The 19,668-nt window shown below is 70.6% G+C and carries 14 protein-coding genes; 6 read left to right on the forward strand and 8 right to left on the reverse strand.

The window, feature by feature from the left end; genetic code table 11:
• Nucleotides 1–3 precede the first annotated feature (3 nt).
• On the reverse strand, nucleotides 4–918 hold the full coding sequence (locus AB0N07_RS02630) for an EamA family transporter (RefSeq protein ID WP_365831312.1): 915 nt from the start codon (nucleotides 916–918) through the stop codon (nucleotides 4–6).
• 89 nt (nucleotides 919–1,007) lie between these two features.
• On the opposite strand from AB0N07_RS02630, the gene AB0N07_RS02635 reads away from it, so the two are divergent.
• From AB0N07_RS02635 to AB0N07_RS02645, 3 genes are all read left to right on the forward strand, one after another.
• Nucleotides 1,008–1,925 (forward strand): LysR family transcriptional regulator, encoded by a 918-nt coding sequence (locus AB0N07_RS02635; RefSeq protein WP_365831314.1) that lies wholly within the window; start codon nucleotides 1,008–1,010, stop codon nucleotides 1,923–1,925.
• 334 nt (nucleotides 1,926–2,259) lie between these two features.
• Complete coding sequence (locus tag AB0N07_RS02640; RefSeq protein WP_365831316.1) at nucleotides 2,260–4,053, forward strand: glycoside hydrolase family 3 protein; 1,794 nt, start codon at nucleotides 2,260–2,262, stop codon at nucleotides 4,051–4,053.
• A gap of 165 nt (nucleotides 4,054–4,218) precedes the next feature.
• Nucleotides 4,219–4,854: a hypothetical protein gene (locus AB0N07_RS02645; protein WP_365831318.1), complete on the forward strand. Its 636-nt coding sequence runs from the start codon at nucleotides 4,219–4,221 to the stop codon at nucleotides 4,852–4,854.
• A gap of 59 nt (nucleotides 4,855–4,913) precedes the next feature.
• Here the strand turns inward: AB0N07_RS02645 and AB0N07_RS02650 are convergent, their stop codons facing one another.
• The 4 genes from AB0N07_RS02650 to AB0N07_RS02665 form a co-directional block, all read right to left on the reverse strand.
• A complete protein-coding gene (locus AB0N07_RS02650) occupies nucleotides 4,914–5,309 on the reverse strand; it encodes a hypothetical protein (RefSeq protein WP_365831511.1) in 396 nt (131 codons plus the stop codon).
• A 77-nt stretch (nucleotides 5,310–5,386) separates the two neighbouring features.
• Nucleotides 5,387–9,118 (reverse strand): ABC transporter ATP-binding protein, encoded by a 3,732-nt coding sequence (locus AB0N07_RS02655; RefSeq protein ID WP_365831320.1) that lies wholly within the window; start codon nucleotides 9,116–9,118, stop codon nucleotides 5,387–5,389.
• A gap of 122 nt (nucleotides 9,119–9,240) precedes the next feature.
• Nucleotides 9,241–10,266, reverse strand: coding sequence for an esterase-like activity of phytase family protein (locus tag AB0N07_RS02660; RefSeq protein WP_365831322.1), 1,026 nt, complete (start codon nucleotides 10,264–10,266; stop codon nucleotides 9,241–9,243).
• A 48-nt stretch (nucleotides 10,267–10,314) separates the two neighbouring features.
• A complete protein-coding gene (locus tag AB0N07_RS02665) occupies nucleotides 10,315–11,175 on the reverse strand; it encodes a serine hydrolase (protein WP_365831324.1) in 861 nt (286 codons plus the stop codon).
• Nucleotides 11,176–11,332: 157 nt separating this feature from the next.
• On the opposite strand from AB0N07_RS02665, the gene AB0N07_RS02670 reads away from it, so the two are divergent.
• The 3 genes from AB0N07_RS02670 (at nucleotide 11,333) to AB0N07_RS02680 (ending at nucleotide 15,346) form a co-directional block, all read left to right on the forward strand.
• Nucleotides 11,333–13,576 (forward strand): glycosyltransferase family 39 protein, encoded by a 2,244-nt coding sequence (locus AB0N07_RS02670; protein ID WP_365831326.1) that lies wholly within the window; start codon nucleotides 11,333–11,335, stop codon nucleotides 13,574–13,576.
• A 137-nt stretch (nucleotides 13,577–13,713) separates the two neighbouring features.
• Nucleotides 13,714–14,517, forward strand: a complete 804-nt coding sequence (locus AB0N07_RS02675; RefSeq protein ID WP_365831328.1) for an endonuclease — start codon at nucleotides 13,714–13,716, stop codon at nucleotides 14,515–14,517.
• Nucleotides 14,518–14,596: 79 nt separating this feature from the next.
• Complete coding sequence (locus tag AB0N07_RS02680) at nucleotides 14,597–15,346, forward strand: class I SAM-dependent methyltransferase (RefSeq protein WP_365831330.1); 750 nt, start codon at nucleotides 14,597–14,599, stop codon at nucleotides 15,344–15,346.
• 7 nt (nucleotides 15,347–15,353) lie between these two features.
• Here AB0N07_RS02680 and AB0N07_RS02685 read toward each other — a convergent pair whose 3' ends face one another.
• The 3 genes from AB0N07_RS02685 to AB0N07_RS02695 all read right to left on the reverse strand — a co-directional run bounded on the left by AB0N07_RS02685 (nucleotide 15,354) and on the right by AB0N07_RS02695 (nucleotide 19,564).
• Nucleotides 15,354–17,039 (reverse strand): thiamine pyrophosphate-binding protein, encoded by a 1,686-nt coding sequence (locus tag AB0N07_RS02685; protein WP_365831332.1) that lies wholly within the window; start codon nucleotides 17,037–17,039, stop codon nucleotides 15,354–15,356.
• Nucleotides 17,036–18,025, reverse strand: a complete 990-nt coding sequence (speB, locus tag AB0N07_RS02690; protein WP_365831334.1) for an agmatinase — start codon at nucleotides 18,023–18,025, stop codon at nucleotides 17,036–17,038. The genes AB0N07_RS02685 and speB overlap by 4 nt, the downstream gene beginning before the upstream one ends.
• Before the next feature lie 66 nt (nucleotides 18,026–18,091).
• Nucleotides 18,092–19,564, reverse strand: a complete 1,473-nt coding sequence (locus AB0N07_RS02695; RefSeq protein ID WP_365831337.1) for a sodium:solute symporter — start codon at nucleotides 19,562–19,564, stop codon at nucleotides 18,092–18,094.
• Nucleotides 19,565–19,668 lie beyond the last annotated feature (104 nt).

The raw sequence follows: 19,668 nt of genomic DNA on the forward strand, positions 1-19,668 counted from the left end.
CCCTCATGATCGGCCGAGTACGGCCTCGGTCGCCGCCTCGTCCACGGGATGGACGACTTCCCGTCGCCCGCGCGTCACCGACGCCAGCCCCACCCCGCCCACCAGCAGCGCCGCCGCGCACCACCGCAGCGGGCTCACCCCCTCCCCCAGGAAGACGGCCGCCGACGACATCCCGAAGACCGGGACGAGGAGTGAGAACGGCGCGACCGTCGACGCCGGGTACCTGCGCAGCAGCCGGCCCCACGCCCCGAAGCCGAAGACCGTCGTCACCCAGGCCACGTAGACGACCGTGCCGGCGCCCTGCCAGTCCAGGGCGCGCAGGGCGTCGTAGTCCCTGCCCGGGCCCTCCAGCAGCAGCGACAGGCCGAGCAGCGGCAGGACCGGGACCGTGCTCACCCAGACCATGAAGTTCAGCGCGTCCGGCGGGGCCGCCTTGCGGGTCAGGACGTTCGAGACGCCCCAGCAGGCCGCCGCCCCGATCACCAGCGCGAAGGCGCCGAGCGGGCCCGACGTGCCCTCGTCCACCGCCGCGACACCGATGCCCGCCAGCGCCACGGCCATGCCCAACACCCGTACCGTGGAAGGCCGTTCGCCCAGGACGACGAACGCCACCCCGGCCGTGAACACCGCCTGTATCTGCACGACCAGCGAGGACAGTCCCGCCGGCATTCCGGCGTCCATGCCGATGAACAGCAGACCGAACTTGGCCACGCCGAGCACCAGCCCCACCGCCGCCACCCAGCTCCATGCCACCTTCGGGCGGCCCACGAAGAAGACGGCCGGCAGGGCTGCCGCGAGGAAGCGCAGGGCCGAGAACAGCAGCGGAGGGAAGTGGTCGAGGCCGATCTCGACGACCGTGAAGTTCATGCCCCAGACGGCGGCGACGACCACGGCGAGAGCAAGGTGTGCAGGTCGCATGCGTTCGAGCATCACGCTCCAGGACCGTGTAGCACCAGCGATGATTGCTGCATGGTCGGATGAAGCAACGCTGATGAATGGGAGCTTCCGTGCTCGATCTCCAACGCCTGCGCGCCCTGCACGCCGTCTCCGTCCACGGGACCGTGGGAGCGGCGGCCGCCGCGCTCGGGTACACGCCGTCCGCCGTGTCGCAGCAGATCGCCAAGCTGGAGCGGGAGACCAGGACCGTACTCCTGGAGAGAGAAGGACGAGGGGTGCGGCTGACCCCCGAGGCCCATCAACTCGTGGATACGGCACAGGAGTTGCTCGCCATAGTCGAGCGGGCCGAGACCGCGCTCGAGGAGCGGCGCGGGGTGCCGGCGGGGCGGCTGACGATCGCCGCGTTCGCCTCGGCGGCGCGCGGGCTGATGCCCGCCGTGCTCGCCGACCTGGCCGCCCGGCACCCCGCGCTCGACGCCCGGCTGAGCGAGATCGACCCGCATCTCTCCGTCGACCTGGTCGCCAAGGGCGCGGTCGACCTGGCCGTGGTGCACGACTGGGACATCGCTCCGCTGCCCGTACCGCCGGGCGTCGAGCACGCGGTGATCGGCGACGACCGCAGCACGCTGCTGGTGCCCGCCGGCCACCTTCTCGCCGGTCGGGAGTCCGTGCGGCGCGAGGAGCTGGGCGGGGAGCGGTGGGTGTGCCAGCCGCCGGGGCGGGTCTGTCACGACTGGCTGGTTCGCACGATGCGGGCCGCCGGACACGAGCCGGAGATCGTGCACCAGGCGGACGAGAACCCGACCCTGGTCGCGCTGGTCGCCGGCGGTCTCGGCATCTGTCTCGTCCCGCGCCTGGGCCGCGGGCCGCTGCCTGCCGGCGTCGTCGAGGTGCGCCTCGAACCCACCCCGGTACGGCGCCTGTACGCCCTGTGGCGCAAAGGAGCCGCACGTCGTCCGGCGATCGCAGAGACCGTACGCACTCTGCAGGAGCAGTGGCCGGGCATCATGTCCCACCCGTCCCGTTGAACCCTCGGGTACCAACTTCCGGGAATCGCGCGGAAGGCGGGAACCCGCCCCGAATTCGGATCGTCCAACCCGCAAGCTGCCGGATGAGTCTCCGCCGTGCGGTGTCGGCCCTCGCTGCTGGCTGCGATCGCTGACTCCACCCTCTCCGCCGTACAGCGGCCGGCAGCACGCCGCCATCGGCGCGCCCCCCTCCAACAGCGCCGATGGCGGCCCCTCTGCGAAGGCCCCTGCTCCGTGCGCGCTCCCTTGACCGGCAGAAACTTCCCGGATATTCACTCCCTCACGGAAGTTTCCTTCAGTCGATCTCCAGTGGATCACTCCGGAAGGAGCGCACGTGCCCTCCAGACGTACCGTCCTCGCCGCCACCGCAGGCGTCACCGCGGCTCTGGCCGTCGGCACCACGGCAAGCGCCGGCACCCCCGGCGACAAGAAACTCCGCTCCCTCATCTCCCGTATGACGCTGGAGGAGAAGGTCGGCCAGCTCTTCGTCATGCGGGTCTACGGCCACTCGGCCACCGACCCCGACCAGGCCGACATCGACGCCAACCTCAAGGAGATCGGCGTCCGCACGGCCGCCGAGCTGATCGCCAGGTACCGCGTCGGCGGCATCATCTACTTCACCTGGGCGCACAACACCAGGGACCCGCACCAGATCGCAGACCTGTCGAACGGCATCCAGCGCGCCTCCCTCAGCCGGCCCCGCGGTCTGCCCGTGCTCATCACCACCGACCAGGAACACGGCATCGTCTGCCGCGTCGGCAAGCCCGCCACCCTCTTCCCGGGCGCCATGGCGATGGGTGCCGGCGGCTCCCGCGAGGACGCCCGCGCCCTCGGCCGTATCTCCGGCGCCGAGCTGCGCGCGATGGGCATCAACCAGGACTACTCCCCCGACGCCGACGTGAACATCAACCCGGCCAACCCGGTCATCGGCGTCCGTTCCTTCGGTGCCGACCCGGGCGCGGTGGCCGGGCTGGTCGCCGCCGAGGTCGCCGGGTACCAGAGGTCGTCGGTCGCCGCGACCGCCAAGCACTTCCCGGGGCACGGGGACACGGCCGTCGACAGCCACTACGGCTTCCCGGTGATCACCCACAGCCGGGAGCTGTGGGAGAAGCTGGACGCCGTGCCGTTCCGGGCGGCCGTCGAGGCGGGCATCGACTCGATCATGACCGCGCACATCCAGTTCCCGGCGCTCGACGACTCCGGCGACCCGGCGACCCTCTCCCGTCCGATCCTCACCGGCATCCTGCGCGAGGAGCTCGGCTACGACGGGGTGGTGGTGACGGACTCCCTGGGCATGCAGGGCGTGCGGACCAAGTACGGCGACGACCGCGTCCCCGTGCTCGCACTGAAGGCCGGCGTCGACCAGCTCCTCAACCCGCCGGACCTCGCCACCGCCTGGAACGCCGTCCTGAAGGCCGTACAGAACGGCGAACTCACCGAGTCCCGGCTGGACGAGTCGATCCTGCGCATCCTGAAGCTCAAGGCCGGACTGCGGCTCTTCGACGAGCCCTACGTCAGCCGGCAGGGCGTCGACCGCACCGTGGGCACGGCCGCGCACCTGGCCGCCGCCGACCGCATCGCCAAGCGCACCACGACCCTGCTGGCCAACAAGGGTGGCCTGCTGCCGCTGTCCCCGCGCACACACCGGAAGCTCCTGGTCGTCGGCGCCGATCCGGCCTCCCCGTCCGGTACGACGGGACCACCCACCGGCGTCCTCGCGAGCGCCCTCACCGAACTGGGCTTCACCGCCACCGCCCTGTCCACGGGCACGGCCCCCTCCGCGGCCACCGTCGCCACGGCTCTCGCGGCGGCGCAGGACGCGGACGCGGTGGTCGTGGGCACCTACAACGTCACCGCGGGCAGCTCCCAGCGCACGCTGGTCGAACAGCTGGCGGCGACCGGAAGGCCGGTCGTGGCGGTGGCGATCCGCAACCCCTACGACGTGGCCCAACTCCCGTCCGCCTCCGCCCACCTGGCTTCGTACTCGTGGACCGACGTGGAGCTGCGGGCTGCCGCGCGCGTCATCGCGGGCGGGGCGGCGCCGCGCGGGAAGCTGCCGGTGCCGGTGCAGCAGGCGGACGATCCGGCGAAGGTGCTGTATCCCATCGGGTACGGGCTGACGTACTAGAACCCCTGTGCCGGGCATCCGGTGCAGGGGGCGTAGGGCGCATACGTAACGCACCCGGCGTGCAACCCCAAACTGGCCCAAAGCCTCCCGCGCGTCTGGCGTGCGCCCGCTGCGGCGGGTCACGCTGGATGCGGGTCATCTGGGGAGGTGCCCGGGGGGATCGCGATGCGTGAGAGAAGTTCCGCGGGGGTGGTCTGCGCACTGCTGGTACTGGTCGCCGCCCTGCTGACCGGCTGCCAGATCCTGAAGTCCGGGGCGGGCAAGGACGGCAGGGCCGACGCGACACCGAAGGCGGCCACGACCCGGCCCTCCGGCTACGGGGCGGTGTTCCTCGCCGTCGACGAGTGCAGTTCGTTCGGCTCGACGAGCTTCACCGAGGTGCCGTGCACCAGCGAGCGGGCGGCCGCACGGGTCGTGGCCCGCTACGACGGCAAGGTGAGCGACGGTCCGCTGTGCCCGGCCACCACGGACTTCGTCCTGCACATCAGCCGACAGAGCCCGTCCGCCGACGAGGACGGCGACGGCTCGATCCCGCAGGGTTACGCCTGTATGCGCAACCTGGAGCCACCGCACCCCGGCGACCCGGGTGGCGGAGGCGGGCCCCGCACCATCGCCGGCGACTGCGTCTACGGCTCCGGGAACGGACAGGTCCGCGAGACGGCCTGCGACGGCAGCGGCAGCAGGAAACCGCAGTACAAGGTGGTCGAGGCGGTCGCCAGACGCGCCCAGTGCCCCGCGGCGACGGCGCTGTACGTGCATCTGGAGGGCGCACAGCCGGTGGGCTGCGCCCGGCGGGTGTGAGCAACCGCCGGGCACAGGAGCAACTCGGCTGCGCACCGATCACCGCTGCGATCGGTGGGTCAGTAGCGCCGCCAGCCACCGGAGTCGTACGAGCCGCTGCCGACCGAGCCCTTGATCCACACCTTGCGGTGTCCGACGTACAGGCGGACCGGGCCGGCGTGCTGCGTGAACAGTCCCTTGTCGACGACGGGTTCGAAGCCGCGGGCCTGCAGACTGACCATCATCGGTTGCCTGCCGCCGGCGTTCTTGGGGAGGGTGAGGGCGCAGAGGTAGTTGCCGCTCTTGTACAGCTGCACCGAGCCGGTGGAGAAGGTGAACGTCCTGATCTTGCTGCCCGAGCAGGACGAGGAGTCGGCGGCCTGCGCCTCCCCCGAGGCCGCGAGCGCAAGCACCCCGGAAGCGGCCAGCACGCCGAGGACCGCCCCGAGCCGCCGCCGTATCGCACCACTGTCCACGGTCATCCCTCCCGTACCCCGACGATGAACGTACGGGTGTACGGACGCAGGACGTATGTCGGATGGTTGCACGACCGTCAGTAGGACGCGCCCACCGGCTCCCCGGGCTCGGCCTCCCCGATGAACGCCCGCCACAACGCGGCGTACCGGCCCTCCAGCGCGAGCAGCTCCTCGTGGGTGCCGTCCTCGACCACCCGGCCGTGGTCCATGACCACGACGCGGTCCGCGCGGGCGGCGGTGGTCAGGCGGTGGGCCACCACGAGCGTGGTGCGGCGGCCTGCGAGGCGGTCGGTGGCCTGGTTGACCTGGGCCTCGGTGGCCAGGTCGAGGGCGGCGGTCGCCTCGTCGAGGAGGAGGACGTCTGGGTCGACGAGTTCCGCTCGGGCCAGGGCGATCAGCTGGCGCTGGCCGGCCGAGAGGTTGCGGCCGCGTTCGGCGACCTCGTGGAGGTAGCCGCCGTCGAGGGTGGCGATCATCTCGTGCGCGCCGACCGCGCGGGCCGCCGCCTCGACCTCGGCGTCGGTGGCGTCCGGGCGGCCGTAGGCGATGGCGTCGCGGACGGTGCCCTGGAAGAGATACGCCTCCTGCGGGACGACGCCGAGACGGTGCCGGTAGGAGGTGATGTCGAGGGTGCGCAGGTCCTGGCCGTCGACCGTGACCCGGCCGCCCGTGGGGTCGTAGAAGCGCGCCACCAGCTTGACGAGGGTCGACTTGCCGGCGCCGGTCTCGCCGACGAAGGCCACCGTCTGGCCCGCCGGGATGCTCAGCTCGATGCCGCCGAGCGCCTCTTCGTCATCGCCGTACGCGAAGTGCACGTCCTCGAAGGCGACCTCGCCGCGCAGGGAGAGCACTTCGAGGGGTTCGTCGGCGGACTTCGTGGAGGTCGGCTCCTGGAGCAGTTCCTGGATGCGGCCGAGGGAGACGGTGGCCTGCTGGTAGCCGTCGAAGACCTGGGAGAGCTGCTGGACCGGGGCGAAGAACAGGTCGATGTACAGCAGGTAGGCCACCAGTGCGCCCGTCGTGAGGGTGGCGTCGTCGACCCGGCCCGCGCCCGCGATCAGTACGGAAGCGGCGGCCACGGACGACAGGAGCTGCACGAAGGGGAAGTAGATCGAGATCAGCCACTGACCCCGTATACGGGCCCTGCGGTAGCTGTCGCTGCGCTCCGCGAACCGCCGGCCGCCGTCGCCCTCGCGCCGGAAGGCCTGCACGATCCGCAGCCCGGAGACGGACTCCTGGAGGTCGGCGTTCACCACCGACACCCGCTCGCGGGCGAGCTCGTACGCCTTCACGCTCGCCCGGCGGAAGAAGAACGTGGCGACGATCAGCGGCGGCAGCGTCGCGAAGACCACGAGCGCGAGCTGCACGTCGATCACCAGCAGGGCGACCATGATCCCGAAGAAGGTGACGACGGAGACGAACGCGGTGACAAGACCGGTCTGCAGGAAGGTCGAGAGCGCGTCGACGTCGGTCGTCATCCGCGTCATGATCCGGCCGGTCAGCTCCCGCTCGTAGTAGTCGAGTCCGAGCCGCTGGAGCTGGGCGAAGATCTTCAGACGGAGGGAGTACAGGACCCGCTCCCCGGTGCGCCCCGTCATCCGGGTCTCACCCCGCTGCGCCGCCCACTGCACCACCACGGCGAGCAGCGCCAGCAGCGAGGCCGACCAGACCGCGCCGAGGGCGAGCCTGGAGACGCCCTGGTCGATGCCGTGCCGGATCATGATCGGCAGCAGCAGGCTCATGCCCGCGTCCACAGCGACCAGCCCCAGGCTGACCAGCAGCGGCAGTCCGAAGCCGCGCAGCAGCCGCTTCAGGCCGTACGACTCCTCCGGCCGCACCGCCTGTGCCTCGTCGATGTCGGGGGTGTCGTTCGCCGGGGGCAGCGCGTCGACCTCGGCGAGGAGTTCGGGGGTGGCGGGCATCCCGGCCAGCGCGGTGTCCTTGGGCTCCCGGTCGCCGGTCCACAGGCGGGGCGTCAGACCGCGCTCGGCGTCGAACTCGGCGTCCAGCTCGTCCCGTACCGAGGTGTCCTCGGCCGGTACGGAGGGCTGGGTGTGGCCGGGTGAGACGCCGCCGAGCTCCTCGGGGTCGGTGAGGAGGCGGCGGTAGAGGGCGGACCGTTGCTGCAGCTCCTCGTGGGTGCCGATGTCGGCGAGGCGGCCGGCGTCGAGGACGGCTATCCGGTCGGCGAGATTGAGCGTGGAGCGGCGGTGTGCGATCAGCAGGGTCGTGCGGCCCTGCATGACCTGCTTCAGCGCCTCGTGGATCTCGTGCTCCACGCGGGCGTCCACGGCGGAGGTGGCGTCGTCCAGGACGAGCAGCCGCGGATCGGTGAGGATCGCGCGGGCGAGGGCGACACGCTGACGCTGCCCGCCGGAGAGGGTCAGGCCGTGCTCGCCGACCTTGGTGTCGTAGCCGTCCGGCAGCTCGCGGATGAAACGGTCCGCCTGGGCGGCACGTGCGGCGGCCTCGATCTGCTCGTCGGTGGCGTCGGGGCGGCCGTAGGCGATGTTGCTCCGCACGGTGTCCGAGAAGAGGAAGGAGTCCTCGGGGACCAGCCCGATCGCGGCCCGCAGCGAGTCGAGGGTGAGCTCGCGGACGTCGTGGCCACCGATGAGGACGGCGCCGTGGGTGACGTCGTAGAAGCGCGGGAGGAGGAGGGAGACGGTGGACTTGCCGGAGCCGGAGGAGCCTACGACGGCGAGCGTCTCGCCCGGGCGGATCTCGAAGCTCAGCCCGTCGAGGACCGGGCTGGTTTTGCCAGGGGCGCGTTCGTAGCCGAAGGACACGTCGTCGAACTCGACGGTCGCGGGCGCGTCGGCGGGAAGCTCCTTCGTCCCGTCCCTCATGGACGGCTCGGTGTCGATCAGCTCCAGGACGCGCTCGGTGCCGGCGCGCGCCTGCTGCCCGACCGTGAGGACCATGGCGAGCATGCGGACCGGGCCGACCAGCTGGGCGAGGTAGGTGGAGAAGGCGACGAAGGTGCCGAGCGTGATGTGCCCGCGCACGGCCAGCCAGCCGCCCAGCGCCAGCATGGCGACCTGGCCGAGGGCGGGGACGGCCTGGAGCGCCGGGGTGTACGTGCTGTTCAGCCGGATGGTGCGCAGCCGCCCCGCGAACAGCCGCCGCCCGACCTCCCTGAGCTTCCCGGTCTCCTGCTCCTCCTGCCCGAAGCCCTTCACCACGCGTACGCCGCGGACGGCGCCGTCGACCACACCGGCGACGGCGGCGGCCTGCGCCTGCGCGTACCAGGTTGCGGGGTGCAGCTTGGACCGGCTGCGCTTGGCGATCCACCACAGGGCGGGGGCCACGGCGAGGGCGACCAGGGTCAGCGGCAGCGACAGCCAGGCCATGATCACGAGGGAGATCAGGAAGAGCAGGAGGTTCCCGATGGTCATCGGGAGCATGAACAGCAGGCCCTGGATCAGCTGGAGGTCGCTGGTGGCGCGGCCGACGACCTGCCCGGTGGACAGCCCGTCCTGGCGGCGCCCGTCGAGCCGGGTGATCGTCTCGAACATCTCGGTCCGCAGGTCGTGCTGGACGTCGAGGGCGAGGCGGCCGCCGTAGTAGCGGCGTATGTAGGTGGCGATGTACACGAGGACGGCGGCGCCGAGCAGGGCGCCGGCCCAGGGCGCCATACGCCGGCTGTGGTCACCGATCACGTCGTCGATGATCACCTTGGTGACCAGCGGGACCAGCGCCATGACGGCCATGCCGACGAGCGAGGAGCCGAGGGCGAGGAGGACGTCCTTCGGATACCGCCAGGCGTATCCGGCCAGTCGCCGTGCCCATCCCCGTTGCCCACTCACTCCGGTGCCCTCCGTCTGTCAGAAGCCCTGATCTACCGGAAGGCACCAACACACACAGGGGCGGATTTCATCCCGCCGCAACAGAACGCCGCAACAGAACGCCGCAACAAACCAGGCAAGGCTCACACGCGTACCCGCAGGTGGTAGAAGCGGGTCGTCTGCGCCGCGTTCTGGTTGTCGTCGCTGACCAGGAGGACCTTCAGGCGGCCCTTCGAGTACCCCGTGATCGCCATTCCCTCGATGTTGTCGAGGAGCGGGTTGGGCTGGGGCTGCTTGGCCGTCGCTCCCAGTGACGGGCAGGTCACCAGGTCCGTGAGCAGCGTCTTCTTGATCAGGCGTACGCCTGGCTGGCCCGTGAGGTTCTCGATGCCGCTGGTGTCCGTCGCGTGCCGCGGGTCGGCCAGGTAGAGGCGGACCGTGTTGCCGACGCCGGAAGTGAAGCCGCGCTCCAGGACGAGCAGGCGGCCGTCGGGCGTGGCCTGGACCTCCGGGACGCCGAGGCCGGAGTCGATGGGGTACGCGTACTGGGCGGCGAGCCGGAAGTGCCCGCCCTTCGTCCGCTCCCACGTCTGGAAGCGGACGATGTCCGTGGCGTCGCCGGAGATCGCGTTCTCCATCGACGCCAGCAGGGTGTGGCCGCCGGGGAGGAGGGTCAGGCCTTCGAAGGTCTGGTTGGACGTGGCGCGGCCCGCGGGGACGACCAGGAGCGGGGACGGAACCGGGAGACGGTCGAGGATCTTGCCGCCCACGCTGTAGCGGCGGATCGACGGCTCGGTCTCCGAGGTGATCAGGCGAGTGCCGTCCCGGTCGATGACCAGGCCCTCGCTGTCGAGCGCGGCGCCCTTCTCGTCGGCGAGCGGGACGACGGACTTCGGCGCGAGGGTCTTCCGGTCCAGGCTGAACAGGGAGGACCGGTCCTCCAGCGCCGCCAGTGACCCGTCGCGGTCCACGGCGAGCGCGGAGAAGTTGCCGGCGAAGGTGCCCTGGTACGTCGTCTTGTCGAGCACGTCGGAGAAACGGTCGATGGCGACGGAGGGCGAACAGGCGTGGCTCTGCTGTGCGTTGGCGGTGGCGGGCCCGGCGGCGGTCAGGCTGGTGGCCGCCGCCAGGGCCGCGGTGGCGGTCGCGAGTACGGTTCTCAGGCGCATGGGCGTCACCGTAGGGCGGGCGGGTGACGGGCGGGAGACCGGGAGAGGTCAACTCGCGGCGAGATCCCTGTGAATCACCTTCGCCACACCCTGAATGGTGTCGATGCCGTATTTCATGGTGCTGTTGCCCCACGTCAGCACCGTGATCATGTAGTCGTGGCCGCCCCCGCTGAAGGTGCCGAGGCTGTGCACCCGCCAGCCGTGCGTGGAGCGCTGCAGCCAGCCGTTCTTGACGTGGACCGAGACTCCGGAGGGCGCTCCGTACGGTGTGCCCCAGCGCTGCGAGGAGATGACCTGGCTCATCAACTTCAGGATGTACGCCCGGGAGTTGTCGCTCAGGACCGTGTTCGGCGCGGTGATCAGCTTGAGCAGCTTCTGCTCGTCGGTGACGTTGATCTGGGTCAGGCCCCAGTAGCCGTTCGCGCCGGGGACGGTCTTCGTCATGCCGGCGGCGCTCAGGAAGCCGTTGATCTTCGTCAGGCCGAGCTGCTTCCAGAGCTTGCTGGTCGCGTCGTTGTCCGACTTGGTGATCATGGCCTTGGCCAAGGAGGCCTCGGTGTCGGTCAGATAGCGGTTGTGCTTCTTCGCGTCCCACAGCAGCGTGGCGAGGACGGCGACCTTCACGGCGCTCGCGGAGTCGTAGGAAGAAGTGGCTCTGAGCGAACAAGTCGTGTTGGTGGAGCGGTCGTAGAGGCCCACCGAGACGGTGCCTGTGCGGTTCGCGAGGGCGGCGGTGATGTCCTTCTGGAGTTTGGTGGCCAGCGCGGCCTTGGAGGACGTACAGCTGACGGCCGGTGTGGTAGCTGCGGCGGCGGGCGAGGCGGCGGCCACGCCGGGTATGAGGACGCCGAGGCCGAGGGCTCCGGTGGTGAGCGCTCTGGCGCGTCTGGTGGAAGTCCGTTGAGTCATGCCCCTGTTGACGCACGGGTTCGACTGAATGGTTGTACGCATCAGCGGGCTCGTTGGGCAAGAGCGGTACGAGGCGTTACCGCGGCCTTTGGCGATTCACAGCCGGGAGCCAGGTTCGCCACAGCGCGCACTCACTCCGCCTTTGCACGATGCGCTCGTGACCTCTGCCACCGATCCACTCCCCCACACCACCGAAGCCGTGTCCGCCGACTGGCCGCCGCCGGCCCCACCCGCGGTGCCCCCGGACAAGGCGCCCCGCTGGTCGCTGCCCGCGCTGATCGCGATTCTCGCTCTGGCGGCTGCCCTGTATGCCTGGAACCTCTCCGGCTCCAGCATGAACACCTTCTACAGCGGTGCCGTCTGGGCGGGCACGCAGAGCTGGAAGGCGTGGTTCTTCGGGTCGCTGGACCCCGGCAACTTCCTGACCGTCGACAAACCGCCGTTCGCGCTCATGGTCATGGGTCTGTCGTGCCGCGTCTTCGGCTTCGGCACCTGGCAGATGATGGCGCCGATGATCGTGGTGGCCCTCGCCACGATCTGGATTCTGCACACCACCGTGAAGCGGGTGTGGGGCCACGGCGCGGCAACCGTCGCCGCGCTGGTGCTGGCGCTCACCCCGATCACCGTCGCCATCAACCGCGACAACAACCCGGACACCCTGCTCGTCTTCCTCATGGTGGCGGGCGCGGCGCTGGCGTTCCGCGCCACCCGTGACGAGAAGCTGCTGCCGCTGCTCGGCTCGGCCGCCTGCTTCGGCCTCGCCTTCAACACCAAGCTGCTCGCGGGCTGGATCGCCCTACCGGCCGTCTTCGCGCTCTACCTCTACGCGTCGAGGGCTCCCTGGATGAAGCGCATCGTCAACCTGCTGCTTGCCGCGGTCGTGCTGGCCGTCTCCAGCTTCTGGTGGGCCGTCGCCGTCTCGCTGGTCCCGGCCTCCGACCGGCCCTATATCGGCGGCTCCACGGACGGTTCCGCCTGGAACCTGATCATGGGTTACGACGGCCTCGGCCGTGTCCTCGGCGGCGAGGGCAACGGCGGAGGCGGCGGTGGCGGAGGCGGCGGCTTCTCCGGCTCCGCGGGCCTGGGCCGGATGTTCAACGACATCCTCGGCGGCCAGATCTCCTGGCTGCTGCCGTTCGCGGGCATCGCCCTCGTCTCCGGCCTGGTGCTGTGCGGTCGCGCCCCGCGCACGGACCTGAAGCGGATGGCACTGGTCCTGTGGGGCGGCTGGACCGTCCTCCACTACGTCATCTTCGCGACCGCCCAGGGCACCATGCACCCCTACTACACGACCGCGCTCGCCCCGGGCATCGCGGCGCTGTGCGGCGGCGGTGGCGTGATGCTGCTGGACGCCTTCCGCGCCGACAGGCGCTGGGCATGGGTTCTTCCGGCCGCCTTCGGCGTCACCGGCATCTGGGCGATCGTGCTGCTCCGTCGCGCCTCCGGCTGGAACAGCTGGCTGTGGCCGACGGTCGGCGTGCTGACGGTGGCGGGCATCGTGGGCATGCTGGTCCTCCGATCCGGCTCCCGCACCCGGCTGCTGACAGCCTCCCTGGCGGCGGCGGTCATCGCGGCCCTGGCGGGCCCGACGGCATACGCGGCCTCGCCGGCCTTCGGCTCCTCCGGAGGCAGGATGGGCGGCACCAACCCGACGGCGGGCCCCTCCACCGGAAGCGGCTTCGGCGGACCCGGCGGAGGCGGCGGCAACCGCGGCCGCTTCCCGGGCGGCGGCGGGCTGCCCGGCGGCACCAGGCAGGACGGCGGCAACCAGGCGGGCGGCTTCCCCGGCGGCGCCCAGCAGGGCAAGAACGGCGAGCTGCCCGGCGGCGGTCGAATGATGCCGGGCGGCGGGAACGGTGAGCTGCCCGGAGGCGGCCAACCCACCGGCGGGAGCGGCGAGTTGGGCAGTGAGTCTGGACAGCGCGCCTTCGGCCGCGGTGGCATGGGCGGCGGCCCCGGCGGCATGGGCGGCGCGGACAGCGAGCTCATCTCGTACCTGAAGAAGCACCAGGACGGCGCCAAGTGGCTGCTGGCGGTGTCCAACTCGCAGAGCGCCGCACAGATCGAGCTGAGCGCCAAGGAGCCGGTCATCTCCATGTGGGGCTTCACCGGCTCCGACAAGGCTATGACGGTGGCCGAGCTCAAGGAGCTGGTGAAGAAGGGCGAGCTGCACTACATCCAGATCGGCAGCGGCGGCATGCGGGGCGGCATGGGCGGCGGCCCCGGCGGCGGCAACAACCTCAGCACCGAGGTGTCGAACTGGGTGAAGCAGCACGGCACGGCGGTCAAGGAGAGCGAGTACAGCAAGAGTTCGACGTCGGCCTCGACATCGAAGTCGACCTCGGCGTCGAGCACGAACTCGTCCTCCCTCTACCGCCTGGACCCGTCGGACGTCGGCTGACGGGCTCCGACACCGAGGGGGTCCCGACCACATGGTCGGGACCCCCTTTTTACGTTCCGTTTACCTGGTGGACCTCATGTCCATGTCACTCTCCTTTCTTGCCGCCTCCATTCAACCCGCGTAGATGGGACCCCCACATGCCGGCGACACGCACCCGCCGTTGGAAGTCGGTGGCCTGGGCCACCGCAGCCGTCCTGGTCGGCCTCACCGCCCCGGCCCTGACCGCGTCCTCGGCCGCCGCCACGACGACCGACTACGACTCGACGTACTACAAGAACGCGATCGGCAAGACGGGCGCGAGCCTGAAGTCGTCCCTCCACACGATCATCAGCAGCCAGACGAAGATCTCGTACGACGCGGTCTGGGACGCGCTCAAGGTCACCGACCAGGACCCGAACAACAGCAACAACGTCATCCTGCTCTACAGCGGTGTCTCCCGCGCCAAGTCCCTCAACGGCGGCGACACCGGCGACTGGAACCGCGAGCACGTCTGGGCCAAGTCCCACGGCGACTTCGGCACCGCGACCGGCCCGGGCACGGACCTGCACCACCTGCGCCCGGCGGACGTCACGGTCAACAGCATCCGCGGCGACAAGGACTTCGACAACGGCGGCAGCAGCGTCAGCAACGGCGGCGGCAGCCTCACGGACTCCGACTCCTTCGAGCCGCGCGACGCGGACAAGGGCGACGTCGCCCGCATGATCCTCTACATGGCCGTGCGCTACGACGGCGGCGACGGCTTCCCCGACCTGGAGCCCGACGAGAAGGTCAACAACGGCTCCGCCCCGTACATCGGCAAGCTCTCGGTCCTCAAGCAGTGGAACGACGAAGACCCGCCGAGCGCCTTCGAGGAGAAGCGCAACCAGGTCATCTACGACACCTACCAGCACAACCGCAACCCGTTCATCGACCACCCGGAGTGGGTGGACGCGATCTGGTAGGTCGGCAGGTCGGTGACGTGGGGCGGGGCCGGGGAAATTCCGTGGCCCGCAACGGCCGGCTCCGCCTAGGTTCGGCAGCATGGCTGCCGACGAGTGCTTCACGCATCCACAGCTTGCCGCGATCTACGACCAACTGGACCCCGACCGCAGCGATCTCGACGCCTACGTCCGCATGGCGGAGGAATTCGGGGCCCGTCGGGTTCTGGACATCGGCTGCGGGACGGGCGTGTTCGCACTCCTCCTGGCCGATCGCGGGATCGAGGCCGTCGGCTGCGATCCCGCCAGGGCATCCCTCGATGTCGCCCGGACCAAACCGGGCAGCGAACGGGTGCGCTGGATCTGCGGTGATGCGACAGCACTCCCGCCGCTGCAGGCCGACCTGGCGACCATGACGGCGAATGTCGCCCAGGAGATCGTCGACGCCCAGGAGTGGGAAGAGACGCTGAAGGGGGCGTACAGCGCGCTGCGACCGGGCGGCCGACTGGTGTTCGAGACCCGGGATCCGGCCCGACGCGCCTGGGAGGAATGGAACCGCGAAGACTCCTACACGGTGACGGAGATTCCGGACGTCGGCGCGGTCGAGAGCTGGGTCCGGTTGACCGAGGTGAGCGGGCCACTGGTGTCGTTCCGCTGGACCTATGTGTTCGCCGCGACCGGGCAGGTGCTGACGTCGGACTCGACGCTGCGTTTCCGCGAACGGCACGAGGTCGAGGCGGACTTGCTCTCGCAGGGCTACGCAGTGGAGGGCGTACGCGACGCACCCGACCGGCCGGGCAGGGAGTTCGTCTTCCTCGCACGACGTCCGTGGATCGGCCACGCCCCGCAGTGACCCTCCGTCAGCCCAGATGCGTCGCCGCGAACATCCGCAGCACCGCCGGAAGCACCACCACGGACGGGCCGGCTGACGCCAGCGCCTTCGCCAGGTCCGCCTCCAGGGTCTCCGGCGTCGTACGCACCCCCGGCACCCCGAAGGACTCCGCCAGCGCCACATAGTCCGGCCGGGACAACTCGGTCGCCGTCGCCTCGCCGAAGGCGTCGGTCATGTATTCGCGCAGGATGCCGTAGCCGGCGTCGTCGATGATCAGCCAGGTGACGTTCAGGTCGTACTGGCGTGCCGTCGCCAGCTCCGCGATCGAGTACAGGGCTCCGCCGTCCCCCGAAACCGCCAGCACCGGGCGGGTCGGGTCGGCCGCCGCTGCTCCCAGGGCCGCCGGGAAGCCGTAGCCGAGGCCGCCGGCGCCCTGGGCGGAGTGCAGGAGGTTGGGGCCCTTGGCGTCGAAGGCCGACCAGGCCCAGTAGGCCAGGATGGTCATGTCCCAGAAGGACGGGGAGTCGGCGGGCAGCGCCCGGCGGACGGAGGTCAACACGTCCTGTTCCAGGGTGAGTTCCTGAGAGGCGATACGTTCGGCCACCTTGCCCAGCACCTCATGCACACGCTCGGCGGCGCCTGCGTCCTCCCGCTCCTCCACCGTCTCCAGCAGCGCCTGCAACGCCGGTCGCGCATCCGCGTGGATCCCCAGCGCCGGGTGGTTCGACTCCAGCTTGCCGAGATCCGCCTCGATCTGGACGACCCTGCCCCGAGGCTTGAACGTGTGGTAGTTCGAGGAGAGTTCACCCAGGCCCGAGCCGACCACCAGCAGGACGTCCGCGTCCTCCAGGAAGTCCGTCGTGTGGCGGTCCTCGATCCAGGACTGGAGGGAGAGGGGGTGCTCCCAGGGGAAGGCGCCCTTGCCGCCCGGCGTCGTCACCACCGGCGCCTGCAGCACCTCCGCCAGCTGCCGCAGTTTGCCCGAGGCGTCCGCCCGTACCACTCCCCCGCCCGCGATGATCGCCGGGCGGGCCGCACGGGACAGCAGGTCGGCGGCCACCGCCGTCAGTTCGGGGCGCGGCACCACCTCCTCCGGTGTCGCGTCCACCCCCGTCACCACCGGCAGCGAGGTCTGCGCCAGCAGTACGTCCTGCGGGATCTCCACCCACACCGGGCCGTGCGGGGCGGTCAGCGCGGACTTCCAGGCCGCCGCGATCGCGGAGGGGATCTGGGACTGGGTGCGGACCGTGTGGACCGACTTCACCACGCCCCGGAACGAGGCCGCCTGGTCCGGGAGTTCATGCAGATAACCGTGCCTGCCGCCGCCCAGCCCCGCGGTCGGGATCTGGCTGCTGATCGCCAGCACCGGCGCCGAGGCCGCGACCGCCTCCTGCAGCGCGGCCAGGGAGGTCAGGGCTCCCGGGCCGGTGGACAGGAACAGCGGCGCCGCCTCGCCCGTGATCCGGCCGTACGCGTCCGCCGCGAACCCCGCGTTGTTCTCCACCCGCAGGCCCACATACCGCAGCGCCGACCGGCGCAGCGCGTCGAACATGCCCAGCGCGTGCTGGCCGGGCAGCCCGAAGACCGTCGTCGCGCCGAGTCCGGTCAGCGTCTCCACGACCAGGTCTCCGCCGTTGCGGCCGGGAGGCGGGTTCAGAGCGGCGGAGATCTGCGCCGGAGTCGGGCGCAGCTCCAGGTCGTGGTCGTGGGTCACTTGCCCTCGGTCCCCTTGTTCTCCGTGCGGGTCGCGGCGATCTGCCGGGACATGATCGTGGTCAGTTCGTACGCCGTGTGGGACGCGGCCACCGACGTGATCTCCGCGTGATCGTACGCGGGCGCCACCTCGACGACGTCCGCCGAGACCAGGTTGCAGGAGGCCAGGCCGCGCAGGATCTCCAGCAGCTCACGGGAGGTCATGCCGCCCGCCTCGGGTGTGCCCGTGCCGGGCGCGTGGGCCGGGTCCAGGCAGTCGATGTCGATCGAGATGTAGAGCGGGCGGTCGCCGATGCGCTGCCGCAGCTGGTCGGCCACCTCGTCCACGCCGCGCCGCATCACATCCGCCGACGTCACGATGCCGAAGCCCATCTTCTCGTCGTCGGCCAGGTCCTGCTTTCCGTACAACGGCCCCCGGATGCCCACGTGCGACAGCGCCGAGGTGTCGAGGACGCCCTCCTCCACGGCCCGCCGGAACGGCGTTCCGTGCGTGTACTCGGCGCCGAAGTACGTGTCCCAGGTGTCGAGGTGGGCGTCGAAGTGCAGCAGGGCGACCGGGCCGTGCTTCTTCGCGACCGAGCGCAGGAGCGGGAGCGCGATGGTGTGGTCGCCGCCCAGGGTCATCAGGCGTGCGCCCGTGCCCAGCAGTTCGTCCGCCGCCGCCTCGACGGTCTCCACGGCCTCGTTGATGTTGAACGGGTTCACCGCGATGTCCCCGCCGTCCGCCACCTGTGCCAGCGCGAACGGGGACGCGTCCTGCGCCGGGTTGTAGGGCCGCAGCAGCCGGGACGCCTCGCGGATCGCGTTGCCGCCGAAGCGGGCGCCCGGCCGGTACGAGACGCCGGAGTCGAACGGGACGCCCACGACCGCGACGTCCGCGCGGCCGACCTCGTCGAGGCGGGGCAGCCGGGCGAAGGTCGCGGGTCCGGCGTACCGCGGGATGCGGGAGGAGTCGACGGGGCCGCGGGGCGTCTCGTTACTGCTCATGGGCTGATGCCTTCTTTCCTACGCTTCGTCGCGTATGGAGGGATAAGTACTGATTCTCGTACGACTCTACCGGGGAGCCGGGACCGGTTCGGACGCGAGTTCGGAGGACCGTCCCGCGAGGCGCTCGCGCCAGGTGGCGAGGACAAGCTCGTCCGTGGGCTTCGTCCCCAGGGAGACCGCCACATATGCGACGAGGGACGACAGAAGACCGTAGTAGACGGGCTCGTTGGCGAGGATGCCGTAGCCCGCCATCAGGCCGATGACCGCGACGCCGCCGACGATCACCGAGGCGAGGGCGCCCTGCACGGTGCCGCGCTTCCACAGCAGCCCGCCGAGGATGGGGACGAGGAGTCCGCCGACCAGCAGGTTGTACGCCACCGTGAGCGCCTCGACGACGTTGTTGAGCGCGATCGCGGTGCCGATCACCGCGAGGCCCATGATCAGGATGAAGGCGCGGTTGCCCCTCACCTCGTCGTACTCGCCCTCGGAGCGCCGTACGGCTCCCCGCAGCCGCGACCAGATGTCGTTGTTGGCCACGGTCGCGCAGGCGATCAGCGCGCCGGACGAGGTCGACATCACGGCGGCCAGGGCGGCCGCCAGCACCAACCCCCGCACCCCGACCGGGAGTTCGTCCTTGACGATGGTCGCGAAGGCGTCGTCCGGGCTGCCCAGCCTCGGGTACAGCACCTTGGCGGCCGTGCCGATGACGGCGCCGGCGCCGGCGCCGGCGAGAGCGTACGCGAGACAGTAGGTGCCCGCGACCGTGCCGCCCCACTTCGCCGTCGTGTCGCTGCGGGCGGTGAAGACGCGCTGCCAGATGTCCTGCCCGATGAGCATGCCGAACGTATAGATCAGGACATAGGTGAAGATCGTCTCGCCGCCGATGCCCAGCGGGTCGAAGTACGCGGTGGGCAGCTTGGCCTTCATCTCGCTGAAGCCGCCCGCCTTCACGACGGCGATCGGCAGGAGCAGGAGCAGCACTCCGATCGTCTTCACCACGAACTGCACCATGTCGGTGAGCGTGATCGACCACATGCCGCCGAGCGTCGAGTACGCGACGACGATCGAGCCGCCGAGGACGATCGCGACGGTGCGGTTCATGTCGAAGAGGACGTCGAAGATCGTGGCGTACGCGATGGTGGACGTCACCGCGAGCATGAGGGTGTACGCCCACATGACCACACCGGAGATGACGCCCGCGCGGCCGCCGTACCTGAGATCCAGCATCTCGGAGACGGTGTAGACCTTCAGGCGGGCGATGCGGGCGGAGAAGAAGACGGACAGGGCGAGCAGCCCGAGGCCGATGGTGAAGACCATCCAGGCGCCGGAGAGGCCGTACTGGTAACCGAGGCCGACGCCGCCGATGGTGGACGCGCCGCCCAGGACGATCGCGGCCATGGTGCCGGAGTACATGGCGGGCCCGAGGCGGCGCCCCGCGACCAGGAACTCGCTCTTCGACCTGGCGCGGCGCATGCCCCACCAGCCCATGGCCAGCATTCCGGCCAGATAGACGACGATCACTGTGTAGTCGATGGCCACGGGGCCCTCCTTCGCTCGGTCTCGCCGGCGGGTGATGAGCACTGACACTAGGTGGCTGAAAAGCGACTGCGAAGTGTACGTTTCATCCATTCGAGCCGTACGAG

Origin of the sequence: Streptomyces sp. NPDC051172 (genome assembly GCF_040682555.1) — a bacterium.
In the GTDB taxonomy this organism is placed as follows: Bacteria; Actinomycetota; Actinomycetes; order Streptomycetales; family Streptomycetaceae; genus Streptomyces.